The 24,095-nt window shown below is 67.7% G+C and carries 27 protein-coding genes and 2 rRNA genes; 8 read left to right on the forward strand and 21 right to left on the reverse strand.

Features of this window, described 5'->3' with window-relative positions:
* The first annotated feature begins 14 nt into the window (after nucleotides 1-14).
* Nucleotides 15-425 carry an arsenate reductase ArsC gene (locus IBJ82_RS27950; protein WP_194828951.1) on the forward strand — a complete coding sequence of 137 codons (411 nt, stop codon included), beginning with the start codon at nucleotides 15-17 and terminating at the stop codon, nucleotides 423-425.
* A 32-nt stretch (nucleotides 426-457) separates the two neighbouring features.
* Here IBJ82_RS27950 and IBJ82_RS27955 read toward each other — a convergent pair whose 3' ends face one another.
* A complete protein-coding gene (locus tag IBJ82_RS27955) occupies nucleotides 458-1,174 on the reverse strand; it encodes an NUDIX domain-containing protein (RefSeq protein WP_194828952.1) in 717 nt (238 codons plus the stop codon).
* 78 nt (nucleotides 1,175-1,252) lie between these two features.
* On the opposite strand from IBJ82_RS27955, the gene nadA reads away from it, so the two are divergent.
* From nadA to IBJ82_RS27980, 5 genes are all read left to right on the forward strand, one after another.
* On the forward strand, nucleotides 1,253-2,290 hold the full coding sequence (gene nadA / locus IBJ82_RS27960) for a quinolinate synthase NadA (RefSeq protein WP_194828953.1): 1,038 nt from the start codon (nucleotides 1,253-1,255) through the stop codon (nucleotides 2,288-2,290).
* A gap of 31 nt (nucleotides 2,291-2,321) precedes the next feature.
* Nucleotides 2,322-3,935, forward strand: coding sequence for an L-aspartate oxidase (locus IBJ82_RS27965; protein WP_194828954.1), 1,614 nt, complete (start codon nucleotides 2,322-2,324; stop codon nucleotides 3,933-3,935).
* Nucleotides 3,936-4,036: 101 nt separating this feature from the next.
* Nucleotides 4,037-4,897, forward strand: coding sequence for a carboxylating nicotinate-nucleotide diphosphorylase (gene nadC, locus IBJ82_RS27970; protein ID WP_194828955.1), 861 nt, complete (start codon nucleotides 4,037-4,039; stop codon nucleotides 4,895-4,897).
* A gap of 40 nt (nucleotides 4,898-4,937) precedes the next feature.
* Entirely contained in the window at nucleotides 4,938-5,321 is a 384-nt protein-coding gene (locus tag IBJ82_RS27975) for a hypothetical protein (RefSeq protein ID WP_194828956.1), read from the forward strand.
* A gap of 55 nt (nucleotides 5,322-5,376) precedes the next feature.
* A complete protein-coding gene (locus tag IBJ82_RS27980) occupies nucleotides 5,377-5,871 on the forward strand; it encodes a nitroreductase/quinone reductase family protein (protein WP_194828957.1) in 495 nt (164 codons plus the stop codon).
* An 11-nt stretch (nucleotides 5,872-5,882) separates the two neighbouring features.
* Here the strand turns inward: IBJ82_RS27980 and IBJ82_RS27985 are convergent, their stop codons facing one another.
* From IBJ82_RS27985 to bioB, 6 genes are all read right to left on the reverse strand, one after another.
* The gene (locus IBJ82_RS27985; protein WP_194828958.1) at nucleotides 5,883-6,050 is read right to left on the reverse strand and encodes a hypothetical protein; all 168 of its coding nucleotides are present in this window, start codon (nucleotides 6,048-6,050) and stop codon (nucleotides 5,883-5,885) included.
* 97 nt (nucleotides 6,051-6,147) lie between these two features.
* Nucleotides 6,148-7,341, reverse strand: a complete 1,194-nt coding sequence (locus IBJ82_RS27990; protein WP_194828959.1) for an AI-2E family transporter — start codon at nucleotides 7,339-7,341, stop codon at nucleotides 6,148-6,150.
* A gap of 61 nt (nucleotides 7,342-7,402) precedes the next feature.
* Nucleotides 7,403-7,936: a DUF1353 domain-containing protein gene (locus tag IBJ82_RS27995; protein WP_194828960.1), complete on the reverse strand. Its 534-nt coding sequence runs from the start codon at nucleotides 7,934-7,936 to the stop codon at nucleotides 7,403-7,405.
* Between the two features lie 71 nt (nucleotides 7,937-8,007).
* Nucleotides 8,008-8,631 (reverse strand): DUF2567 domain-containing protein, encoded by a 624-nt coding sequence (locus IBJ82_RS28000; protein ID WP_370585516.1) that lies wholly within the window; start codon nucleotides 8,629-8,631, stop codon nucleotides 8,008-8,010.
* A 26-nt stretch (nucleotides 8,632-8,657) separates the two neighbouring features.
* Nucleotides 8,658-8,867: a hypothetical protein gene (locus IBJ82_RS28005; RefSeq protein WP_056824887.1), complete on the reverse strand. Its 210-nt coding sequence runs from the start codon at nucleotides 8,865-8,867 to the stop codon at nucleotides 8,658-8,660.
* A 72-nt stretch (nucleotides 8,868-8,939) separates the two neighbouring features.
* The gene (gene bioB, locus IBJ82_RS28010; RefSeq protein WP_056824775.1) at nucleotides 8,940-9,953 is read right to left on the reverse strand and encodes a biotin synthase BioB; all 1,014 of its coding nucleotides are present in this window, start codon (nucleotides 9,951-9,953) and stop codon (nucleotides 8,940-8,942) included.
* Nucleotides 9,954-10,103: 150 nt separating this feature from the next.
* On the opposite strand from bioB, the gene IBJ82_RS28015 reads away from it, so the two are divergent.
* Nucleotides 10,104-10,688 (forward strand): TetR/AcrR family transcriptional regulator C-terminal domain-containing protein, encoded by a 585-nt coding sequence (locus IBJ82_RS28015; RefSeq protein WP_194828962.1) that lies wholly within the window; start codon nucleotides 10,104-10,106, stop codon nucleotides 10,686-10,688.
* On the opposite strand, the gene IBJ82_RS28020 is transcribed toward IBJ82_RS28015, so the two are convergent.
* Together IBJ82_RS28020 and IBJ82_RS28025 are read right to left on the reverse strand one after the other, a co-directional pair.
* Nucleotides 10,689-11,834, reverse strand: a complete 1,146-nt coding sequence (locus IBJ82_RS28020; protein WP_194828963.1) for an alpha/beta hydrolase — start codon at nucleotides 11,832-11,834, stop codon at nucleotides 10,689-10,691.
* A 52-nt stretch (nucleotides 11,835-11,886) separates the two neighbouring features.
* Nucleotides 11,887-12,636, reverse strand: coding sequence for a helix-turn-helix domain-containing protein (locus IBJ82_RS28025; RefSeq protein WP_194828964.1), 750 nt, complete (start codon nucleotides 12,634-12,636; stop codon nucleotides 11,887-11,889).
* A gap of 61 nt (nucleotides 12,637-12,697) precedes the next feature.
* Here IBJ82_RS28025 and IBJ82_RS28030 point away from each other — a divergent pair, with 61 nt between their 5' ends.
* Nucleotides 12,698-13,276, forward strand: coding sequence for a TIGR03086 family metal-binding protein (locus IBJ82_RS28030; RefSeq protein ID WP_194828965.1), 579 nt, complete (start codon nucleotides 12,698-12,700; stop codon nucleotides 13,274-13,276).
* Between the two features lie 22 nt (nucleotides 13,277-13,298).
* Here IBJ82_RS28030 and IBJ82_RS28035 read toward each other — a convergent pair whose 3' ends face one another.
* From IBJ82_RS28035 to IBJ82_RS28090, 12 genes are all read right to left on the reverse strand, one after another.
* Entirely contained in the window at nucleotides 13,299-14,504 is a 1,206-nt protein-coding gene (locus IBJ82_RS28035) for an MFS transporter (protein WP_194829001.1), read from the reverse strand.
* A 67-nt stretch (nucleotides 14,505-14,571) separates the two neighbouring features.
* The gene (locus tag IBJ82_RS28040; RefSeq protein ID WP_194828966.1) at nucleotides 14,572-15,921 is read right to left on the reverse strand and encodes an LLM class flavin-dependent oxidoreductase; all 1,350 of its coding nucleotides are present in this window, start codon (nucleotides 15,919-15,921) and stop codon (nucleotides 14,572-14,574) included.
* Nucleotides 15,918-16,682: an ABC transporter ATP-binding protein gene (locus IBJ82_RS28045; protein ID WP_194828967.1), complete on the reverse strand. Its 765-nt coding sequence runs from the start codon at nucleotides 16,680-16,682 to the stop codon at nucleotides 15,918-15,920. Before IBJ82_RS28045 ends, IBJ82_RS28040 begins: the two co-directional genes overlap by 4 nt.
* Nucleotides 16,658-17,518: an ABC transporter permease gene (locus tag IBJ82_RS28050; RefSeq protein WP_194828968.1), complete on the reverse strand. Its 861-nt coding sequence runs from the start codon at nucleotides 17,516-17,518 to the stop codon at nucleotides 16,658-16,660. The genes IBJ82_RS28045 and IBJ82_RS28050 overlap by 25 nt, the downstream gene beginning before the upstream one ends.
* The gene (locus IBJ82_RS28055; protein ID WP_194828969.1) at nucleotides 17,518-18,609 is read right to left on the reverse strand and encodes an ABC transporter substrate-binding protein; all 1,092 of its coding nucleotides are present in this window, start codon (nucleotides 18,607-18,609) and stop codon (nucleotides 17,518-17,520) included. Before IBJ82_RS28055 ends, IBJ82_RS28050 begins: the two co-directional genes overlap by 1 nt.
* A 127-nt stretch (nucleotides 18,610-18,736) precedes the next feature.
* Nucleotides 18,737-19,204, reverse strand: a complete 468-nt coding sequence (locus tag IBJ82_RS28060) for an SRPBCC domain-containing protein (RefSeq protein WP_194828970.1) — start codon at nucleotides 19,202-19,204, stop codon at nucleotides 18,737-18,739.
* Between the two features lie 35 nt (nucleotides 19,205-19,239).
* The gene (locus tag IBJ82_RS28065) at nucleotides 19,240-20,436 is read right to left on the reverse strand and encodes an ROK family transcriptional regulator (RefSeq protein ID WP_194828971.1); all 1,197 of its coding nucleotides are present in this window, start codon (nucleotides 20,434-20,436) and stop codon (nucleotides 19,240-19,242) included.
* Nucleotides 20,437-20,461: 25 nt separating this feature from the next.
* Nucleotides 20,462-21,703: a sugar ABC transporter permease gene (locus IBJ82_RS28070; protein WP_194828972.1), complete on the reverse strand. Its 1,242-nt coding sequence runs from the start codon at nucleotides 21,701-21,703 to the stop codon at nucleotides 20,462-20,464.
* A complete protein-coding gene (locus IBJ82_RS28075) occupies nucleotides 21,700-22,464 on the reverse strand; it encodes an ATP-binding cassette domain-containing protein (RefSeq protein ID WP_194828973.1) in 765 nt (254 codons plus the stop codon). Before IBJ82_RS28075 ends, IBJ82_RS28070 begins: the two co-directional genes overlap by 4 nt.
* Nucleotides 22,464-23,546, reverse strand: a complete 1,083-nt coding sequence (locus IBJ82_RS28080) for a sugar ABC transporter substrate-binding protein (protein ID WP_194828974.1) — start codon at nucleotides 23,544-23,546, stop codon at nucleotides 22,464-22,466. Before IBJ82_RS28080 ends, IBJ82_RS28075 begins: the two co-directional genes overlap by 1 nt.
* A gap of 181 nt (nucleotides 23,547-23,727) precedes the next feature.
* Nucleotides 23,728-23,844 (reverse strand): 5S ribosomal RNA (gene rrf / locus IBJ82_RS28085).
* A 123-nt stretch (nucleotides 23,845-23,967) separates the two neighbouring features.
* Nucleotides 23,968-24,095 (reverse strand): 23S ribosomal RNA (locus tag IBJ82_RS28090); the annotation flags it as partial.

The following is a 24,095-nucleotide window of genomic DNA, read 5'->3' on the forward strand; positions in this document are numbered from 1 at the left end:
AGGCATCGCCCCACATGACCACCAAGCCCAGCGTGTTGTTCGTCTGCGTCCACAACGCCGGTCGCTCCCAGATGGCCGCCGGTTTCCTCACCCACCTCGCCGGTGACGCCGTCGAGGTCCGGTCAGCGGGCAGCGCGCCCGCCGAGACGATCAACCCGTCCGCGGTCGCGGCGATGGCCGAACTCGGCATCGATATCGCCGACCAGACCCCGAAGGTCCTCACCTACGACGCTGTGGAAACCTCCGACGTCGTCATCACCATGGGCTGCGGCGACACCTGTCCCGTATTTCCCGGCGTGAGTTATCGCGACTGGGTCCTGGAAGACCCCGCGGGCAAAGACATGGAGTCGGTGCGCCCGATCCGCGACGAGATCAAGTCCCGCATCGAAGCCCTTGTCGCCGAATTGCTGGCGACCCGAGCCTGAATCTCGCACTCGCCCCGGCCCGAGCCTCGCGCTCAGGTCGGTGGCCGTAGGGCGGCGAATTCGTCGGTGACGCGCAGACCGGAGTCGGTGAAGCGGTAGAGCGCCGCGGGCCGACCTCCCGCCCGGCCGGAGGGAGCGGTATCGCCGGTGGGCGTGATCACCTTGCGGCGAGTGAGAACTCGTTGGAGGTTGGTGGTATCGACGTCGTAGCCGAGTGCGGCGCAATAGATTTCGCGCAAAGTCGACATGGTGAACGTGTCGGGAGCCAGTGCGTAGGCGATGTTGGTATAGGAGAGTTTGGCGGCCAGGCGGGTGCGGGCGTGGTCGACGACGGTGCGGTGATCGAAGGACATGTCGGGCAGGTTCGAGACCGGGTGCCAGGTGGTGTCGGACGGGAGTTCGGGTTCGGTGGTGAGGGGGACGAGGCCGAGGTAGGCCGAGGCGATGCGGCGCGGGGCAGGGACTCGGTCGGGGTTGCTGAACACCGACACCTGCTCGAGGTGGCGCAGATCGCGCACGTCGACCTTCTCGGCGAGTTGGCGCCGGGCGGAGGTGTCGAGGTCTTCGTCGTCGCGCAGGCGGCCGCCGGGTAGCGACCACGTGCCTTTCTGCGGATCGAGCGCACGTTCCCACAGCAGAACCGCCAACTCCGGATGCTTGGCACCTCTACCTGCGGAAATGCTCGAGGGGAAGCGGCGTACCTGGAACACCGCGGTGAGCGATTCGTGGATGGTGTTACTATGGGGCACGTTTTCGATTATAAGTCGAAAACCTGGTTAGGTGCGAATCGCGGCGATGGAGCCGCTCGCACGATGAAGGGAGCCACCATGGCGACGACGACTGCACAGCGGACGCTGATGGATTCGGTCTTCGACGGACCCACGGGCTACGCGGGTGTCGAGGCGACGCCGGAATGGGCGCAGGAGGTGCGCCGCCTGGCGCGCGAACGCAATGCGACCATCCTCGCGCACAACTACCAGCTGCCCGAGATCCAGGACGTGGCCGACCACGTCGGCGACTCGTTGGCGCTCTCGCGCATCGCGGCCGAGGCCGAAGAGGACACCATCGTGTTCTGCGGCGTGCACTTCATGGCCGAGACCGCCAAGATCCTGAGCCCGGCCAAGACCGTGCTCATCCCGGATCAGCGCGCGGGCTGCTCGCTGGCCGATTCGATCTCCGCCGAGGAACTGCGCGCCTGGAAGGCCGAGCACCCCGAGGCGATGGTGGTGTCGTATGTGAACACCACCGCCGAGGTGAAGGCGCTCACCGACATCTGCTGCACCTCCTCCAACGCCGTCGATGTGGTCGACTCGATCGACCGCGACCGTGAGGTGCTGTTCCTGCCGGACCAGTTCCTCGGCGCGCACGTCAAGCGTGAGACCGGCCGCGAGAACATGCACATCTGGGCGGGCGAATGCCACGTGCACGCCGGTATCAACGGCGACGAGCTCACCGAGCAGGCCCGCACCCACCCCGATGCCGAGCTCTTCGTGCACCCGGAGTGCGGTTGCGCCACCTCGGCGCTGTATCTGGCAGGCGAGGGTGCGTTCCCGGCCGAGCGGGTGCACATCCTGTCGACCGGCGGGATGATCGACGCGGCGAAGGCCTCGCGCTCCAGCCAGGTGCTGGTGGCGACCGAGATCGGCATGCTGCACCAGTTGCGCAAGGCGGCGCCCGGGATCGACTTCCAGGCCGTCAACGATCGCGCGTCCTGCAAGTACATGAAGATGATCACCCCGGCCGCGCTGCTGCGCTGCCTGGTCGAGGGTGCCGACGAGGTGCACGTCGACCTGGCGATGGCCGAGGCCGGTCGCGCCTCGGTGCAGCGGATGATCGCCATCGGCAACTCCGGCGGTGGCGAATGACCGCCGCCGCGGGGCCGAGCCGGTAACGACCATGACGGTTCCGGTTTCCTGGGAAGCCGAGGTCGACCTGGTCGTCATCGGCGGGGGCGTGGCCGGTCTCACCGCGGCGCGTACGGCGTCGTTGCGTGGGCTGCGGGTGCTCATCCTCAGCAAGGGCGGTCCGACCGATACCTCGACCCAGTACGCGCAAGGCGGCATCGCTGTCGTCGCACCGCTCAGTGACTCGGTGGACTCGCACGTGCTCGACACGGTCGAGGCCGGCGCCGGGTTGTGCGAGGTCGCCGCGGTGCGTTCGATCGTCGAGGGCGGGCAGGCCGCGGTGGCCGCGCTGACCGACCTCGGCGCGGTATTCGACCTCGGTCGTGACGGGCAGATCTCGCGCACTCGCGAGGGCGGGCACAGCACGCGTCGCATCATCCACGCCGGCGGAGACGCCACCGGCGCCGAGGTGCAGCGCGCGCTCAACGCGGCGGGGCTGCCGGTGGTGTTCGGTGCCGCCGCACTGCGCGTGGTAACCGGCGCCGACGGCGTGCAGGGCGTTATCGCGGTGTCGGACAACGGTTTCGGTGTCGTGCACACGCCCGCTGTCCTGCTGGCCACCGGCGGGCTCGGGCAGCTCTACGCGCTCAGCACCAATCCGCCGGGGGCGACCGCGGACGGTGTGGCGCTGGCATTGTGGGCCGGGGCGGCGGTGGCCGATCTCGAGTTCGTGCAGTTCCATCCGACCGTGCTCTACACCCCGGGCGGGGTGGGCAGGCGGCCGTTGATCAGCGAGGCCGTTCGTGGCGAAGGCGCGATACTCGTGGATTCCCACGGGCACTCGGTGACCGAAGGGGTGCATCCGCGAGGCGACCTGGCTCCCCGGGATGTGGTGTCGCGCGCGATCGCCGAGCGCATGCGCGCGTCGGGCACCGACCATGTCTTCCTCGACGCGCGTGCCGTCGACGGGTTCGCCCAGCGGTTCCCGACGATCACCGCGTCGTGCCTGGCGGCGGGAATCGACCCTGCGGCGCAACTGATCCCGGTCGCGCCCGCCGCGCACTACCAGTGCGGTGGCGTCGTCACCGATACGCACGGGCGCACCGGTGTCGCGGGGCTCTACGCCGCGGGCGAGGTCGCCAGAACAGGACTGCACGGCGCGAACCGACTGGCATCCAACAGTTTGCTCGAAGGGCTGGTGGTGGGTGAGCGGGCAGGCGCGGCGGCGGCCGAACGTGTCGGGACGCGAGCTCGGGTCGATGAGATCTCTTCGTGGACACTGGAATTCGCTGATCGTTCGGTGGTACAGCAGGCGATGACCGAGCACGCTTCCGTCGTGCGTGACGGCGCCGGACTCACCGACGCGCTGACGCGTATCGATGCGGCGAGTTCGATCGTGCCGATGCTCGACACTGCCGAGGATTCGGTGACCGCGGCCCCGCACCTGCGCCGCATCGAGGACGCGGCGCTCACTGTGACTGCGCGTGCCCTGCTGCTCGCGGCGGCGGCACGTCAGGAGAGTCGCGGCTGCCACACCCGCTCGGAGTATCCGGGGCCCGTCGACCGACAGCGGCACAGCATCGCCGTCGCTCTCGACGCGCACGGCGCACTCGAGCTATCCACCGCGGCAGTCGATTTCGAGCCCTTGCCGACCGGGGTGCGGTGACATCGCCCGCCCGGTCTGTTGTTCAAGCAATTCCGGCGGAGCGAAACTCGCCCCGCCCGATCGACGCGGCGCACAGTCGCCCGGAGAACAGGAGTGCAGTGATGGCTCTGGACGCCACCCTGGATCGTGATGAGCTGCTGACGCTGATCCGTACCGCTCTCGACGAGGACCTGCGCTACGGGCCCGATGTCACCACGGTCGCCACCGTCGCCGAAGACGCCGTGAGCAAGGCCTCGGTGGTCTCACGCCAGCACGGCACCGTCGCGGGCCTCGACGTCGGGCTGCTCGTGCTCGACGAGGTTCTCGGCGCGGATGCCTACGAGATCACCGCGCGTGTCCCCGACGGCACCCGGGTGGAGCCGGGCACTTCGGTGCTGAGCGTCGTCGCGCCCACCCGCGGCCTGCTCACCGCCGAACGGACCATGCTCAACCTGGTCTGTCACCTGTCCGGCATCGCCACCGCGACCGCCGCCTGGGTCGACGCGGTCGAGGGCACCGAGTGCAAGATCCGCGACAGCCGCAAAACGTTGCCCGGCCTGCGCGCCCTGCAGAAGTACGCGGTCCGCGTCGGTGGCGGCGTGAACCATCGGATGGGGCTCGGCGATGCCGCGCTGATCAAGGACAACCACGTGGTCGCCGCGGGTTCGGTCGTCGACGCCCTGCGCGCGGTCCGCGAATTGGCCCCGGATATCGCCTGCGAGGTCGAGGTCGACAGCCTCGAACAACTCGACGCGGTGCTCGCCGAGAACGTCGAACTGGTGCTGCTGGACAACTTCGCGCTCTGGCAGACGCAGGCAGCCGTCCAGCGCCGCAACGCGGCGGCTCCCGACACGAAACTCGAGTCCTCCGGCGGACTTTCACTCGATCAGGCCACCGAGTACGCGGGCACCGGCGTCGACTACCTCGCCATCGGCGCCCTGACGCACTCCGTGCGTGTACTCGATCTCGGGCTCGATATGTGAGACCGAAGGCCCCGCTCCCGGCGGTCCGTACAGTCGGAAGATGGCCTTGCAGTGCGACATCCAACCCGCCCCGCCGTTGCAGTTGGCCCCGGGCTGCACCGTCTACACCGGTGTGGTGCGGCTCGCCGTCACGGGGAAGTTCCTCCAGTCTCTTCGTGCACCGGCCGACGAGTTCGGCGTCTTCGTCCCCGATGTGGCGCCCTTGCGCGACATCGCGGACGAACCCCGGGTGTGGGCTGAGGCGTACGTCATGAGCACCGTGTCCGCCCCCGCCGGCGGATTTCCCGCCGGCGTCGAATACGTGCGTGCCACGTTCCTGGCTGATCCGCGCGGCGGCACCGACCGTTGGCTCCACCTCGGCGGAGCCGCGTACATCGGCAAGGGGATCGGCCTCGGCTACCGGATCACCGTGCAGACCGCATAGCCGTGGCGGTTCCGAGGGCCGAAAAGTTGTCGGTGGCCGGTGTCACACTGACGTCATGGACAACACCCCCGTGGACGCGAAAGAGACCACCTCCTACGACGACCCGGACGCACCGTGGAACCGGGAGTTCTCAGCCGACGAGATGGCCGGTTGGAACGATGGGGTGGTTCGAGAATTCCGGGAGAACAATGGGCAGGTCGGGGGCGACTACGCGGGTGCGACGCTGTTGTTGTTGACGACGACGGGCGCCAAAAGCGGTAAACCACATGTGGTTCCGCTGGGGGCGTTGTATCGCGGCGACGTGATGTATGTGAGCTCGTTCATCGAGGATCGGTATCCCGCCTGGTATCACAACGCCAAGGCTGATCCGCTGGTGACGATCGAGTTGGCCGGCGAGAAGTTCGCGGCGACGGCCGACGTGCTGACCGGCGAGCGGTACGACGAGTTCGCGGCCTGGGCACTGGCACAGAATTCCCTGCTGGCCGAATATCAGGCCAAGGTCGACAAGCCGCTACCGCTGGTGGTGCTGACCCGGACGAAACCGGAATAGCCCGGCCCCGTTCAGGAATCGTGGCGACGATCGCGGTGTTTCGACGAGCGCCGATAGGTGCGTCCGCTGGGCACCGCGGTGGCGGCCGACGAGCTGCGCAGGGCATGGCGGCGGCGCCAGGCGACAAGATCGGGTCGCTCAGCTGGCTGCGCTGTGGCCTGCTCGGCTGCGGTCTTCATGGTCAAGGTCCTCCCCCGAAATAACGATGCCGCCAGGATAGGGAGCGGGTGCGACCACATTCCACTGGTTTTCCGGTGAACCGATCCACGGCGCCCGCTATTCCTTGTCCACCGCCGTCTCGGCCTGTGCGGGCTTGCCCGGTTCCTCGCGCGGCGCGGGCTCGACCGGTTCCTCGCGCGGCGCGGGCTCGACCGGTTCCTCGCGCGGCGCGGGCTCTTTGCCCATCGGCGCACCGATCAACACGTCCGCCCATCGCGTTGTCGGATCGATGTCGAACAGCAGCGCCTTCACCAGCAACGTCAGCGGAATCGCCAGCAGCGCACCGAGCGCACCGAGCACCCACGCCCAGAACACCAGCGACACGAACGTGATGGTCACCCCGAGGCCGACGGCATCACCGACGAACTTGGGTTGAATGATCGACTGGATCACGAAGTTGATTCCCGAATAGACCACGATCACCCAGATCATCAGCTCCGGCCCGCTGTCGAGCAGGGCGAGCAGCGCGGGCGGAATGACGCCGATGACGAACCCGACGTTCGGGATGTAGTTGGTGATGAACGACAGCAAGGCCCACAGGACCGGCAGCGGCACGCCCATCAACCACAGTGCGCCACCGTCGATCACGGCCACGATGGCGCCGAACACCGTCGACACAATGAGGTATTTGCGTGTCCCGGCAACGAAATCGCCCAGTGCCTGCGCGATCGCGGGCCGCTCGTCGGCCACCATCGCCAGCCGACGGTTCATCGTCATCCCGTCGACGGCCATGAACAGCAGCAGCGCCACCACGAGGAACAGACTCGAGAAGACCCCGAGCAAGCCGCCGAGCACCTCCTCGATCACACCGGCGGCCTTGCCCACATCGATCCCGCTCAGCGCCTTGTGGATCTGGTCGGAGCCCACCCCGACACTCGACAGCCAGTCGCGCCCATGGTCGAGCAATCTGTTGAGTTCGTCGGCATAGTTGGGCAGCAGCGAGGCCAGCTGCGCCGCCGACAGTGCCAGCGCGCCACCGATTCCGAACAGAATCGAGACCACCGCCACCAGCGCGGCCGCCATGCCGAGCCAGGCGGGCCAGCCCCTGCGCCGCGCCCAAGTCTGGATCGGCTGCACCGCGATGGTCAGCATGAGTGCGAGGAAGACCGGTCCGACCACGCCGGAGAAGGCCTCTAGTCCGGCGATGGTGACCACCATGGCCGCGAGCGACAGCAGCACGATCAGGCCGCGCGGAATCGACCATTCGGCAGGCGGGGCCGCGGTCGCGGGTTCGGTGCTCGGCTCGGACATGCGCCGAACGGTAGCCACGCGAAGGGGTGGCCGCCTCCCCCGTTCCGGGTGAGATCCGGGCTCAGGCCGTTTTCATCTGCGGTGTCGGCGGCGGTGCCGCGGTGCTGCGCGTGATCCGACCCAAGGCCCAGAACCCCAGCTCGACCACCCAGAACACCAGCAGCGCAGCGGTCACCACCAGCACCGGGACCGCGAGAAAGACCAGCGAGGGCACCGCGATCAGCAACCAGCCGAGCACGTCGACCGCACGCGCCCCGCGCAACCGGCTACCGAGGCGAACCGCCGTCCACATCATCCAGCGTCGCGGCACCGAGACCCCGGCCTCGTGCAGGCTGCGCCGGAATATCCCGTCCGCGTCGGCGGGTCCGACTTCGGCTGTGCGGCACAGATAGTCGTGCAGGATCGCGGCCCTGGTGTAGGCGCCGTAGCGCGGGATCAGCCATACCAGCGCGCGGGGCACCGAGGCGAAGTCGGTGCGGAATCCGGCAGGCACCGTGAAGGTTTCGACCGCGCCCTGATAGGTGAGCGGTTCGGTGAGCCGCCAGAATTTCGCGTCGAGTTCCTCGACGACCGGACCACCACCGATGAATGCCACGACCGTTCCTCTCGCACCACCACCAGGCATCTACCTGCTGTTATGCAGAAATGGTATCGCGCAATGATCGCTCAGCCGCGTGGTTGCGAACTCGGATCGAAATCGCCGCTGGGCCGATACTGTTCGACTCCGTACGGCAGTCGGTAGGCGTCGGGCTCGTCGCCGAAATCGGCCGGACGCAGGTCACCGAGCAGTCCGGCAGCGCCGGAACCGAGATCGACAGACGGGTGCAGTGCGGCGAGAAACAACAGCACGAGGGCAGCGAGGAACGGCTGTATCAGCAGGGCGAGATCGGTGCCGACTTCCGCTGGCAGCGCGATGATCTGGCCGACCGCCGGATCATCGGCACGCGGATGACGCACGCCCGCAACCCATTCCCCGATCCACATCATCAGCGCCGCGCCGAGCCCCGAGGCGAACAGCATGCCGAGCACGAGAGCGGGCCCGCGGGTGATCCGAACCCGCCAGGCACCGACCGCACTCAGCACCGCGACCACCGCGCCGATACACAGGAACATCCCGACCGCGTCGAACAGGTGCAGACTCTCGCCGGTGAGCACCGTGGCGCGACCGGGCTGAGTCACCCGCAACCGCTCGGTCGGTGCGAGCAGACCCCACACCACCCCGGCCGCCGCACTCGCCACCAGCACCGCCGCGACGACGATGCCGACGCCGACGACCTCGCGACGCAACACCTCAGGGCGCTCCTCGCGGCCGAGCACTACCGACGTTCCAGCCGTGCCGATTCGATGACACCGTGGCGCGAGCACTTGGCCCACCAGCCGTCGGGGCTGATCTGCACGACCATCCGGCGACCGCACTGCTCGCAGAATCGCGGCGGTTCGAGACCGAGCGCGGCCGACACGGGCATCGCGTCGTCGAGCCCGGGCACGATCCGCTTACCCGTGAACGGGTTGTAGCGCTCGTCCAATGCTGTTACCGCCTCTGCGAAGTGCGACTCGACGGCCGCGACCTGGGTCGATACTCGATCGTACACAGCGTTTTACAGGGTGTCGTTGAGCGCCTTGATCGGCATGCTCAGCTCACCGAGCAGATCGAGATCGGACTCGGCGGGGCGGCCGAGGGTGGTGAGGTAGTTGCCGACGATGACGGCATTGATCCCGCCGAGCATGCCCTGCTTGGCGCCCAGGTCGCCGAGGGTGATCTCGCGACCACCGGCGAAACGCAGGATGGTGCGCGGCATCGCGAGCCGGAACGTGGCGATCGCGCGCAGCGCGTCGGCGGCGGGCAGCACCTCGAGGTCACCGAACGGGGTGCCGGGCCGCGGGTTGAGGAAGTTCAACGGAACCTCGTCGGGGTTCAGCGAGGCCAGCTGCGCGGCGAACTCGGCGCGCTGCTCGATGGTCTCGCCCATGCCGAGGATGCCGCCGCAGCACACCTCCATGCCCGCTTCGCGCACCATCCGCAGGGTTTCGAAGCGCTCCTCGTAGGAGTGGGTGGTGACCACCTTGGGGAAGTGCGACTTGGCGGTCTCGAGATTGTGGTTGTAGCGGTGCACGCCCATCGCGGCGAGCTGGTCGACCTGCTCCTGGTTCAGCATGCCCAGCGAGCACGCGACCTGGATGTCCACCTCGTTGCGGATGGCCTCCACACCGGCGGCGACCTGCGCCATCAGGCGCTCGTCGGGACCACGCACCGCGGCGACGATGCAGAACTCGGTGGCGCCGGTCTTGGCGGTCTGCTTGGCCGCCTCGACCAGGCTGGGGATGTCGAGCCAGGCTGCGCGCACGGGCGACTGGAACAGGCCCGACTGCGAGCAGAAGTGGCAGTCCTCGGGGCAACCACCGGTCTTGAGGCTGATGATGCCCTCGACCTCGACCTCTGGGCCGCACCACTTCATCCGCACGTCGTGGGCGAGCTCGAGCAGCGCTTCCAGATGCTCGTCACCCAGGCGCAGCACCTCGACGGCCTGCTGCTCGGTGAGGCCCTCGCCGCGCTCGAGCACCTGCTCACGGGCGATGGCCAGAATATCGGTCTGGACGGGTGCCTGCGTCACGACGTGATGTCCCTTCGACGGGGGTCTGCGCACGAGCCGTGGGTGTGATCCACCCGGCGTGGCCGTGCAACTTGAACGGTGTTCAGGATAGGGTAGCGGCTGCGAGTGAGTCACGACACTCGGGTCGGAAAATCGGACGGAAGGACGCGCGTGCAACTGCGGAAGACGGATGTGGTCGATGCCGCCGTCGCGATTCTCGATCAGTACGGGCTCGCCGACCTGACGATGCGCCGGCTCGCCGGCTCGCTGCAGGTGCAGCCGGGGGCGCTGTACTGGCACGTCAAGGACAAGCAGTCCCTGCTCGGCGCGGTGGCCGACCGGATTCTCGCTCCGATGGACGAGCCGATCACGGCCACCGAATGGCCCGCGCAGCTCACCGAACTCGCCCACCGACTGCGCGACTGCCTGCTCGCCTATCGCGACGGCGCGGAACTGGTTTCGGCTACCTACGCCTCACGTCTGACCACGAGCAAAGCGCGTGAACGCCTGGCGGGCATTGTCATCCGTGCCGGAATGACCAGGGAGGAAGCCGATCTCACGGCCTACACCCTGCTCTACTACGTGCTCGGCCAGACCGTCGACGAGCAGTCGCGCATGCAGATGGATTCCGTCGGCGCGCTGCCCGAGGACGACACGCCCTTGCTCGACACTCCCGATCCCACAGCTCGATTCGACTTCGGTTTGCAGCTGTTCATCGCGGGCGTTCGCACCATTCTCGGGGCCCGGGTGCGCTGATCAGGGTGGATCATTGCGATTGGCTTCCTGATAGCGGCGCACGAACGGCAGTACCTGCGCCTCGATGACCTCGTTGTATTCACGGGGTCGCTGAATCGGATTCGCATGCTCGGTCTGGGTCGGCCGGACCACCGACAGGGTGCCGTCGACGCCGCCGGACTGTTCGATCAGCACCCTGTGCGAATACTCCACGTCCACCACGTCGTCGCGCGCCGCCTCGCGGGGCCGGATGAACACGATCGCCGGGTTTCGCTTGTCCGGATTCGGCTTGCCGAGCGCCCGCAAATCCGCCGTGCCGCCGCCCGCCACGATCGCCAGGAACTGCGCCTCGATCAACCCGTTGCTGGCGGCATCACGAGAGAAGATCTTGTCGCGCAATACCTCTGAGGACGCCTTACCCATGGCGCGGTAGTCGATATCGAAGAACAGTCCGTCCCGCTGCGCGAAACGTTCACGCCGAGCCGACATCTCGACCACGAAGCGCAGCAGCCTGCTCTCCCTCGCCCCGGGCAACCAGCCCACCCACCGCACCAGATCGGCGCCGCGGCTGCGACTCTCGGGTCGGACCGCGTCCAGATCCATCGGCGTGCAGTCCAGCACAACGGCCACCAATCGCCGATCGCTGCCCAGGTGGATATGACGCGCCACCTCGAGCGCGATGATCCCGCCCATGCTGTGGCCGACCAGCACGATATTGCGCACATTGCCGTATCGCGCGGCCCGCACGATCATCTCGGCGATGACCTTGGTGTCGATGCCCGCGTTGTCGTAGCGCACCGCCCACACCACTCCGAGGCGACTGAGCGCGGGCAGGGCTTTGGCGGTCGGTGCCGCGTTGACTCCCCCGAGCCCCACCAAATCGACGACCGCGGTATCCCAATCCCGCGCGTCAGCGGGCAGATTCGCGGGCAGCAACTCCGGCGTGGTCTGTGCCAGCCGATCGCGTTCGGGAGCCACATCGTGCACCCAGTACTGCCCGAACACGATCATCGCGACCAGCAGCACCCCGAGAATTCGCAGCACCGCCAGCCTGGTCCGGCGCCAACTGCGCCACCCGTGTCCCAGCCTGGTTTCACGCAACCGATCCCGCCGACGCGCATCGTCGAAGTCCGCGACGGTGGACGGATGCCGATCGAATGACGACATATCTCCACTGTAGGGGCGCCCGCGCGGTGTCATGCGCTACCTGTCGCGCCGGCTACCGCTCGTACCGCTGTGCGTAGCTGGTCGGTGGTTCGCCGAAGATCTTGCGGAAATCGCGGCTGAGGTGCGGCTGGTCCGCGTACCCGAGGTCGGCGGCGAGCGCCGCCCAGTCGATGTCGACGCCGTCGGCGAGCCGCTCGGTGATCTCGTGCAGGCGGTAGCGGCGGATCACCCACTTGGGCCCGATGCCGACATATTCGGCGAACAACCGCTGCACCCGGCGAACACTCATCCCGCAGCGCCCCGCGAGCGCGTCGACGGTGGTGAGGCCCGTGTCGTCGGCGATCATCGCCACCATCCGCCCCGCGCGCTCGGCCTCCGGGTCTGCGACGGGCAGGTGCGCGCGGAGGTGCCCCTCGACCGAGCCGACATCGACCGGGTCAGGCGATTCCGGGCCGAAAACCGCTGCCGCATCGATCGTTCGATCCCGCAGGTCTGCCACCGGACCGTCCAGGAACGGGCGGAACGCGCCGGGCCGGAAGGCCACCCCGAACACCGACCCCGAGCCGGTGAGCTCGCGGTAGACGTGCGAGGACGAGGGACCGTGCAGTTCGGCGCGACCGTCGCGGAAGGTCAGGTGCACGTTCGGCAGCGGCACCACCAACTGCCGAAACGGCCGCTCGTAATCCCAGGTGACGGCCCAGTACCGGTCGACATACCGTGCGAGGTCCGCCGAGGGTGCGATGAACCGGTGGCGCTGCGACACCTGCCAGGCACCGCCCAGTTCGCGGGGGTCGCGTTCCACCCGGCGAGTCTATGTCGCGTTTGTTCAAGACAGCGCCGCGTCGCGGTGGTTACCTCGGTACATGCCCGAAACCGAACGCGTAGCGCACGCCGCGACGCCACTGTCGAAGCTCATCCACACGGTCGATCCCGCCCGACTGTCCGACCCGACCCCCTGCGCCGAGTTCGATATCCGAGCCCTGCTCAACCACCTGCTCTTCTGGGGCCCGTCGCTGGTCGGCGCCGCACGCAAGGAGGCGATCACACCCCCGGCAGCCGCCGAATCCGAAATCGACCTGACCGCGGGCGACTGGGCCGCAGCCCTCGATGCGCACCTCGACGCACTCACCACCGCGTGGAGTGACCCCGCCGCCTGGCGGGGAGTCACCCACATGGGCGGGCCGACGGAACTGCCCGCACCGTTGGTCGGCGGAATGGTGGTCGGCGAACTGATCGTCCACGGCTGGGACCTCGCCCGTGCCGTCGGCGCCACGCCACACTGGGACGACGATTTCCTGCGCGCCACCTACGACGAGACGGCCGCCACCGCCGAACAGGGTCGTCAGATGGGCATCTACGGCCCCGAATTCCCCGTCGATGCCACCGCTCCCCTCCTGGACCGCATCCTCGGCCTCACCGGACGCGACCCCTCCTGGCCGTAGGCCGCCGACCGAGCGGGCGCGGTCAGCTGCTGTCCACCGACTCCCGGGGCTCGCGCAGACTCACGGCCTGCTGTTCGGGCACCGCGACCGGCGCCACCGGCCGTCCGGGGAACCAGCGATACATCGCGGCCGCTCCACCGAGACCCGCCACCGCGAGCGCGCCCGCCGCCGCGCCGAGCACCGTCACCGCGCTGATCGCGCCGACCGCGATCGGACCCGCGAACATGCCGATGTCGTGGGTGAGCCGCCAGGCGCCGAGGAACTCCGCGCGCTGACCGGGCGGGGCGACATCGGCGCCGACGGTCATGATCACGCCGTTGCTCAACCCGTTGGCGAAGCCGAGCAACACCGCGACCGCGGTCAGCCCGACCACCGACTCCGCCAACGGCAACAGGGCATACCCCGCGGCGAAGGCGAACATCGCGGGAACGCCGATCGCCCTGCGACCGTAGCGATCCAGCCAGATTCCGGCCGGATACGACATCAACACGTCCACCGCGCCCGCGATACCGAACATGATGCTGGTGGTCGCCGCGTCGGCACCGATGTGCACCGCCCACAACGGCAGCAGCGATTGTCGTGCCGCCCGTGCCGCGCCCATGAGCAGAGCGCCGAGTCCGAGCGTGCTGAGCAGCTTGCGATGCTCGACCACCACCGAGCGAATCGTGTTGTCGCTGACCACCGTCGGCGAACCCTCGGTCTCCGGCATGGCGAACACCAGCGCACCCGCGACGAGCATGGCGACGAGCTGGATCCACAACCCACCGATCGGGCCGAGCCAGTGCACCGCACCCGCCCCGAGGAAGGGTCCGGCGAAGAACCCGAACCGCATCCACCCGGCCAGCGCCGAAAAGGCCCGTCCCCGATCGACACTCGGCACCACGGCAACGATGTAGGTCTGTCTGGCCAGCCCCCACACCGCACCCGAGGCGCCGTTGATCAGCAGCCCGACCGCGAACACGGCGATATTCGGCGCGAGGATGGCCACGAGCAGACCCAGTGCGCAGGTGAAGGAACCGAGCGCGATCGCCTTGCGCTCCCCCGTGCGCGCCACCAGCCGACCCGCGGGCAGGTCGCCCAGGATGAGCCCGAAGCCCATCATGGCGACGACCACGCCTGCGGTTCCGACCGACGCGCCGAGTTCGAGTGCGCGCAGCGGCAGCATGGGAGCCGCTGCGCCCGAACCGATTCCGTAGATGGCGGACGGAACGAAGACCGCCAGCGCCATGGACCGCAGCTGAGTCACGGCGCCACCACCGACCGGCGAGTGCCGTGTCGGCTACTACAGCCCACCGTCATCCGGCTAGTGCGGCACTGCGAGCGAACTGACTCTCCGGGCGCGCGAGCCCGAAGTGGTCGCGCAACGTGGTCCCGGTGTATTCCGTGCGGAACAGCCCGCGCTCCTGCAGGATCGGCACCACCGTTTCGGCGAATACCTCGAGCCCACCGGGGTAGTACGGCGGCATCACGTTGAAGCCGTCCGCCGCGCCCTGGGTGAACCACTCCTCGATGGTGTCGGCCACTTGCTCGGGCGTTCCCGCGAACACCCGGTGCCCGCGCGCGCCGGCCAGCCGGTGCAGCAGCCCACGCAAGGTCGGCCGTTCCCGCTCGACGATGCCCGCCACCACCTGCAATCTGCTGCGCGCGTTGTCGGTGACATCGCCCGCTCCCGCGAACACTTCCACGGGCACCAGCTCGTCGAGCGCGAGGGTGCGCAGCGAGGTGCCGGTGATCGATTCCAGCTGCTTGATCCCGTATTCGGGCACCGTCAGCTCGTTGAACTCGCGTTCCAAACGCAGTGCCGCGGCCTCGGTGTCGGCGATGAACGGACTGATCCCCGGCAGGATCTTCACCTCGTCGGCGGTGCGGCCGAACTCGGTGGCCTTGGACTTGATATCGGCGTAGAAGGACTGCGCGTCCGAAAGTCGTTGATGGGCCGTGAAGATCGCCTCCGCGTACTTGCCCGCGAAGGCACGGCCCTCGTTCGACGCCCCGGCCTGCACCAGCACCGGACGTCCCTGCGGTGTCCGCGCCGAGTTGAACGGCCCACGCACACTGAGATGTTCGCCGACGAAGTCGATCGGATGGATCTTGTCCGGATCGGCGTACACACCGGCGGCGCGGTCGAGCACGATCGCATCGTCCTCCCAGCTGTCCCACAGCCCGACCACCGCGTCGACGAATTCCCGTGCGCGGGCATAACGGTCGGCGTGATCCGGGTGGCGTTCGAGTCCGAAGTTGGCCGCGGCCAGATCGGTGCCGGTGGTGACGATGTTCCAGCCCGCGCGTCCACCGGAGATGTGGTCGAGCGAGGAGAACAGCCGCGCCAGGTTGTAGGGCTCGTAGTAGGTGGTCGACGCGGTGGCGATCAGGCCGAGATGTGTTGTCGCCGCGGCGATCGCGGTGAGCAGCGTGATCGGCTCCAAGCCCGGCGCGGCGTTGTGACGAACATCGGTGCGCAGGGCGGGGCCGTCGGCGAAGAACACCGCGTCGAGCTTCGCCGCCTCCGCGGTACGCCCGATCTCCTGGTAGTAGGAGACGTCGTAGATGCGGTCGGGCCTGCTGTCGGGATGCCGCCAGGCGGCCTCATGGTGCCCGGACGGGTAGATGAACGCATTCAGACTCAGTTGACGCGGTGCACTCATGACGCCTGTTTCACTTTCTCTGGATCTGTTGTGTCGACGCCGAGCCCGGTCAACAGCACTTCCCGCAGCCGGACGAACTCCGGGTGCGCGTGCCTGCGCGGGCGCGGGGTCTCGATGCGCTGATCGATCGTGATCCGGCCCTCGTCGAGGACCAGCACCCGATCGGCGAGCAGCACGGCCTCGTCCACATCGTGGGTCACCAGCAGCACGGCGGGCCGATGTCGCTCGCACAGGGCCTGGAGCAGGGCGTGCATCCGAATCCGGGTCAGCGCGTCGAGCGCGCCGAACGGTTCGTCGGCCAAAAGCAGTTCCGGCTCACGCACCAGCGACCTGGCCAATGCCACCCGCTGCTGTTCACCGCCGGAAAGTTCACGCGGCCAAGCCTTCTCGCGTCCGGCCAACCCGACCTCGGCCAGTGCCGAGCGTCCCCGTCGGTCCGCGTCACGCCCGGTCAACCCGAGCACCACATTGTCGAGGACGCGCGACCACGGCAGTAGCCGCGAATCCTGGAACACCACCGCGCGTTGCGTCGGCACCGTCAGCTCGCCGGATCCGGGTACCTCGGAATCGAGTTCGGCCAGCGCTCGCAGCAACGTGCTCTTACCGGAACCGCTGCGCCCGAGCAGCGCGACGAACTCACCGCGCCGGATGTCGATATCGATGCCGTTCAACACGATTCGCTTGCCGAAGCCGCGGGTCAGGGCGCGGGTGCGTACGACGACCCGCTCGTCGGAGCTCAGTCGCCCAGTGTCTGTCGCCATGCCAGCACCTTTCGTTCCGTTGCCCGCACGGCGAGATCGCCGAACAGTCCGAGCAGCCCGTAGATCACCAGACCGACGACGATCACGTCGATCTGGCCGTAGGTGCGCGCCTGGGTCATCAGGTAGCCGATGCCGCTGGTCGCGTTGACCTGTTCGACCACCACCAGCGCCAGCCAGGAAATGGTCACCGCCAGCCGCAGCCCGAGGAAGAAGCCAGGCAACGAGCCCGGCAACGCGATGCGCCGCAGGAATCCCCACCGCGACAGCCCGACGGTCTCGGCCAGTTCCACATAGCGCGCGTCGACGCTGCGCAGGTAGGCGTGGGTATTGATGTAGATCGGAATGAGCACGCTGGTGGTGATCACGATCAGCTTCATCTGCTCGCCGATCCCGAACCAGACGATGAACAGCGGGATCAGCGCCAGTGTCGGGATCGCCCGCTTGATCTGCACGGGACCGTCGACCACCGCCTCACCGATCCGGCTCAGCCCCGCGACCAGCGCGAGCACCACGCCGATCGCCACACCGAGGACGAGGCCGATCACGGCGCGCTGCAACGAGGTCAGCAGGTTGGACTGCAACCGGCCGTCGGCGATCAAGTCGCCCGCGGTCTGCGCGACCGTCCACGGCGCGGGCAGGGTCTCCGGGTCGATGGCACCGATCGCGGAACCGATCACCCAGGTGCCGATGAGCAGAACCGGACCGAGGGCGAAGCCGAACGGGATCGGCTTGCCAGGTCCCAGTTTGCGCCGCCCTCGCCCACGCGGGGCGAGGGCCTCGACCGGGGCCGTGCTGGCCCTGAGTTTGTGCAGTGCGCCCGCGTCGATGGTGGCCATCAGCTCGCCGCCGGTGCGAACGCGGCCCCGCTGGCAGTGACGGCCTCGGTCACCGCGGCATCGAAGCGCAGGTCGAAACCATCCACGGCCTTGATCTTCTTCGGCAGCTCGCCCACGGCGTCGATCGCGTCGATGGTGGTCTGCTGCCGGGCGATCAACTGCTGGTCCAGGTGCGGGAAGGTGTAGGTGCCCAGCGATTCGACGATCCGCTTGGCGTCGTCGGCGCTGACCTTCTGGCTTCCGACGTAGTAGCGGGTGGCCCATTCCTCGCGATGAGTGTTGGTCCACTGCCAGGCCCGCACGAACGCGCCGACCAGAGCACGGGTCGCGGCGGCCTTCGCCGGATCCTGGACCACCGCCCGGCGCGCATACACGTAGGCGAGGCCGCTGTAGATGCCCGTGGTCTCCGAATCCGGGATCAGCGAGGCGCCCTCGGTGCGGAGGAACCGGGTCACGTTGGGTTCGATCAGCGGCGCGACGTCGACCTGAGCGGTGCGCACCGCGTCAGGGAACTCGGCCAGCTGCAGCCGGACCAGCTCCACATCGGTGGGCTTCAGACCCGCCTTGGTGAGCGCCTTCAGCACCGCCGCCTGCTGGGCGGTGCCCTCGGCGTAGGCGATCTTCTTGCCCTTCAGATCCGTGAGCTTGCTGATCGAACGGCCCGGCGCCACAGCGAGTTTCAGGGCTTGGGGGTTGGTCTGGTAGGAGCCGATGATCGGAACGTCCTGGCCCGCGGCCAGCGCGTGGATCGGCGGCACGTCGCCGACCTGACCCACGTCGGCCGCACCCGCCCGGAAGGCCTCGAGGATGGCCGGGCCGCCGACGAAGTTCGCGAATTCGATCTTGAACGGCAGCTTGTCCAGTTCGCCGGACAGCCGCAGCGCCGATTGCAGACGTTCCGACTGATCGGCGACGACGAGCGTGGTCCCCGGTGGAACCTCGGTGGGCAGTGGCGCGTCGGGGGTGCCGACCGGTGTGTCGTTGCCTTGCGCGCAGCCGGTCAGGCCGAGCGTCGCAACGGTTGCCATCGCGAGAAGTGCGGCGGTGGCGCGGCCCCGCAGGCCGGGTCGAAAGGTGTTCGGTCGGTGCATAGGAGGATTCAAGCAACCGCGATCACCCCCGAACACCATTAGCCTTGCCATGATTTGAAGGCGCCACGCGCTGCCGGCAGCGGTGGTCGGCGCCGGATCGGCACTGGCCCGTGCGGCGCACGGTGTTTCAGTCGATCGTGCCCCGCTCGGCCAGGGAGACCAACTTGGTCAACGCCATCTGCCAGGTCACCTCGTTGTCGGCGAGACTGAGTCCCGGCGGAACCCCTTCGTGCAGGACATCGAGGAGGGTGCCACCGTCTACGTCGGTCAGGGTGAAGGTGACCGATTGTGCGCCGGTCATGTCCGGCCGCACCGTGACGAACTCCAGCACCTCGACCACCTGTTCGTCCGGAACGAGCGAACGGAACGTCCCGAAGTAGGCGTCGTGCTGCAGATCTGTATCGCCCGCGTCGGTGGAGGCGTCGTAGGTGATGGTGATCGAGAACGATCCGCCCTCCACCGGCTCGAACCGATGCACCTCGCTGGTCATCCCGTCGGGCACCATCCAGGCACCCACCGCGTCGCCGTCGAGCAACAGGCGGTAGACGGTGGAGCGAGGCGCATTGATGTGCGTACCGATCCGGGTGGTCGCCATGACTTCACGATAGTCGCCACACCGGCGCCGATCGATCAACTGCCGCAGGCGCGTGCCAGTGTCTGCAGTGGGTCGGTCAGCACGTCGACGAACGCCAGTTCCGCGGCCCCGATCAGCGGGGCGTCGTCGGCCAGCGCGGAGGTCCGTAGCCGAACGCGCTCACGGACCGCCAACAGCCCGTTCACGGCCAACCGGCTCCGGACCTGCGCGGCCGAGGCGAGGTAGATCTCGCGCAGTACCCCGCCGAACACGACCATCGTCGGGTTGAAGATATTGACCAGGTTGGCCACCCCGAACCCGAGCCAGTCGCCGACCTGGTGCAGCGCATCGCGGGCGGTCGCGTCACCACGGGCCGCCGCGTCGACGATCGCCTCGACCGCCGCCCGGCCGGTGAGGTCGGCCCGGCCCGCCAGCGCGATCAGCGCCAGCTCCCCCGCCTCTGCCTCGAGGCAACCGCGCGAACCACACCTGCACGCCCGTCCGCCGGGGTTCACGATCATGTGCCCGACCTCGCCCCCGTAGCCGCCCTCGCCGCCGAGCAGCTCGCCGCCCATGATGACGCCACCGCCGATGCCGACTTCACCGTGCAGATAGATCAGATCCGACACCCCGGCACCGACACCGCGCTCACGCTCGGCCAGCGCACCCAGGTTGGCATTGTTGCCGACCACGACCCGAACACCGAGCCGCTCGGACAGTTTCGCGCCGACCGGCACATCCACCCAGCCGATATTCGGCCCGTACCGCACAACGCCGTCACCCTCGCGCACCATGCCACAGAACGCGAGCCCGACACCCACACAGACACTGTCGGGCCCCGCCGAGCCGATCATCGTCTCCGCCATCACCGCCAGTGATTCGATCACCTCATCGGGATCGAATTCCGTACTGTCACGCGGTGTTTCGCGCCGGTCGAGAATCACGCCGCCGAGACCGACCCGCGCCACCGCGAGCCGGTCGGCACCGACATCCAACGCGAGCACATACACCCGCTCCGATTCGGGCCGCACCACCAGCGACGGCCGTCCGGCCCTGCCCGTCTGGCGTGGCAGTTCCTCACTCACCAGCCCGGCGGCGGCGAGGTCGGTGGTCAGGGCCAGAATCGTGCTGCGGTTCAAGCCCATTCGCTCGGCCAGCACCGCCCGCGAGACCGGGCCACTCACATGGACGTGGCGCAGCAGCGCGGCGAGGTTGCGGGTTCGGATCTCGTCCGGGGCGGGTGCAGCCCTCATTCGGCCCAGCCTTCCCGGTCGATGGTCAACTTCCTGGCAGCGAACGCTTGCGCGACAGCGCGTCCACCCCCGCCGCGAGCAGCAGAACAAATCCTGTCACAACGAATTTCGTGCCCGCGCTGTAGCCCATCAGCCCCATCCCGTTGTTGATCACCGCGACCACCGCGGCGCCGAGCACCGCGTCGAGCATCCGGCCACGACCACCGAACAGGCTGGTGCCACCGATCACCGCCGCACCGACCGCGGTGAGCAACACATCGGAACCGCCGGTGTTCGGATCGACGGAGTTGGCCCGCGAGGCCGCGATCAGCCCGCCGACGGCGGCCATCGTCGAACAGAGGACAAACGCGCTGATCTTGATCCGATCGACCGGAATGCCCGCGCGCCGAGCAGCTTCCACACTGCCGCCGACCGCGTAGACATGCCTGCCGAACGAGGTGCGATTGAGCACGAAGGTCCACAACAGCAGCAGCGCGACAATGATCGGCACCACGATCGGCATGCCCTGCAACGAGTTGACCTCCGGATTACGGCTGCGCTCGTCATTGAGCACCAGCACCGCCACCCCCGCGACGAGCGCGACCGCCGCGATCCGCAACGCGACCACCGGCGCCGTCTCGCCGGTCAGCCCGAGTGTGTTGCGCGCCCGCAACTTTCGGTACTGCACGAACGAGAACCCGCCGAGCAGCACCAGGTACATCACCCAGCCGAGCAGCGGCGGCACGTTCTTGTTGGCGATCGCCAGGATCGTCTCGTCGTGAATGGAGATATTGCGGCCGTTGTCCATGATCTTCAGTGCGACACCCTGCAGCGCGAGGAACGCGGCCAGCGTCACCACGAACGACGGGACACCGATCTTCACGACGATCGCACCGATGGTCAGCCCGATCACGACCCCGGTGAGCAGCGACACGAGCACCGCCGCGTACCAGGGCCAACCCTTGTCGGTGAGCAACACCGCGAGCACCGCCGCGCACACACCGCTGGTGAAGCCGGCCGACAGATCGATCTCCCCGAGCAACAGCACGAAGATCAACCCCATGGCGATCACCGCGATGGCGGCGCCCTGGGTGAGCAGGTTCGCGATATTGCCCTGGGTCATGAACACCGGCCGCGCGATCCAGAACACGACCGACAGCACGACCAGCGCGATGACCGAGGGCAGCGCACCCATGTTGCCGCTGCGAATCCGCCCGACGTAGCCGGTGACCAATTCGGTCATCGGCGCGGCAGGCTCGGCGGCCTTGTCCGTCACGACCACACTCATGCCTGCACTCCGATTCCGAGACTCCCGCTGCGGCCGGAGGTGATCAGTTCCACGACCTGCGAATGGGTCACATCGGCGGTCCGCACCTGCGCGGCCATTCGACCCAGATACAGCGCCGCGATGCGGTCCGATACCGCGAACACGTCGTTCATGTTGTGCGAGATCAGCACCACCGCGAGACCTTTGTCGGCCAGGCGGCGCACCAGCTCGAGGACCTGCTGGGTCTGGGCGACACCGAGCGCCGCGGTCGGCTCGTCCAGAATCACCACCTTGCTGTTCCACAGCACGGCCTTGGCGATGGCGACGGTCTGGCGTTGTCCGCCCGACAGGCTCGCCACCTTCTGCCGCACGGACTTCACCGTCCGCACCGACAGACCGGCCAGCGTCGCGCCCGCGAGTTCCTCCATGCCGTACTCGTCGAGCACGATGCCGTGCTTCTTCTCGCGGCCGAGGAACATGTTCTGCACGATGTCGAGGTTGTCGCAGAGCGCGAGATCCTGATAGACGATCTCGATCCCCAGTTCGGCCGCGTCCCTCGGATTGCCGATCTGCACCGACTCACCGTCGAACAGCACCTCGCCCGCATCGATGGCATGGGTGCCGCCGATGCACTTGACCAGCGTGGACTTGCCGGCGCCGTTGTCGCCGACCAGGGCTGTCACCTCACCGCGGTAGGCGGAGAAGTCGATGTCGTGCAGCACATGGACCGGGCCGAAACTCTTCTCTAATCCGCGCAATTCGATGAGCGGGTTATCGGTCATCAGCGCACGCCGTTATCCGCGCAGAGCTTCGCGAATTCACCGGTGCAGAGCTCGGCCTTGTCGACGAAACCGTCCGCCACGACGTCGTTCACGTTGTTCTTGAAGATCGCCTTCGGCTCGAGCAGCACCGCGGGCACCTTCGTCTTCGCCTCGGGGTCGTCGACGGTGCTCGGCGCCTCGCCCTTCTCACCATTGGCCAGCGCGATGGCCAGCTTCGCGCCGGCGGCGGCCTCGAGGTTGATCGCCTTGTACACGGTCATGCACTGGTCACCGGCCAGGACGTTCTGCAGACCCTGTACCGTGGCGTCCTGACCCGTCACCGGAATCTGCCCGTTGAGCTTCTGCTTCTTCAGCACGGCGATGGCGGCATTGGCCAGACCGTCGTTGGCCGCCACGGCGCCACCGAGGTTCGGCGTGCCGGTGAGCATCTGTTCGAAGATGGTGCCCGCCTTGGTGTTGTCCCATTCCGGGACGGCCTGATCCGGGCCCTTCACGTACTCGCCCGCGTCGAACTTCGGCTTCAGCGCGCCGTCGTAACCGCTCTTGAACAGAGCGGCGTTGTTGTCGGTGGGGCCGCCGTTGAGGTAGGCGACCACTGGCTTGGCGGCCTGCTTGTCGGCCAGGCACTTCGCGAGACCGTCGCCCATGAGTTGTCCGACCTTCACGTTGTCGAACGACACGTAATACGGCGCACCGCCGCCGAGGGTCAGCCGGTCGTAGTCGATCACGGTGACGCCCTGCGCTTTTGCCTTCTGGATGACGGCCTTGCCGGTGCCGCTGTCGAGGTTGGTGATCATCAGTACCGAAGCGCCGTTGGTGATCATCTGATCGGCGATGGTCTGGAAGGCGTTCTTGTCGCCCTGGGCGTTCTGGATGTCTGCCTTGATCCCCGCGGCGTCGAACGCCTGCTGGAGATACTTGCGGTCCGCAGTCTCCCACCTCGCCGAGGTCTTGCTGTCGGGCAGGATCACGCCGATCTTGGCGCCGCCTCCCGAGGAGTTCGTAGTGTCGTCGCCGCAAGCGGTGACCGAAGTGAGAAGTGCGATCGAGACGGCCGCGATGCCGAAGATCCCCTGACGCATGAGCGTGGGCCTTTCGTGGAACCACCGCCTGTCGGCGGTCGAGCTGGAGCGAATGTTGTTCTCGACAACATACTCCAGGGTGACCTGGCCCACTCGCGATTCGGACATAGTGGTCCGACGAGGTTCCCCGGGAACGCAAAAAGGCCCTCCAACCGAAGTTGGAGGGCCTTTCGCAATGATGTTCCGGCAGTGTCCTACTCTCCCACACCCTGTCGAGTGCAGTACCATCGGCGCAGGTGGCCTTAGCTTCCGGGTTCGGAATGGGACCGGGCGTTTCCCCACCGCTATAACTACCGTAACTCTATGAAACTAGACAGCGCTCCCCAACCAACACACCCCACAACTATCTATGGGACCTGTTGATCAGGTTTGCTGCAGTGTCTGTTGTTTCAGAAACCGCACAGTGGACGCGTAACACCTTCGTAGTAAGCCCTCGGCCTATTAGTACCAGTCACCTACACCAGTTACCTGGCTTCCAATTCTGGCCTATCAACCCCATGGTCTGTAGGGGGCCTTAACCCATCAAGTGGGAGAGAAACCTCATCTTGG

The organism is Nocardia sp. XZ_19_231, assembly GCF_015355705.1.
Taxonomy (GTDB): Bacteria; Actinomycetota; Actinomycetes; order Mycobacteriales; family Mycobacteriaceae; genus Nocardia; species Nocardia salmonicida.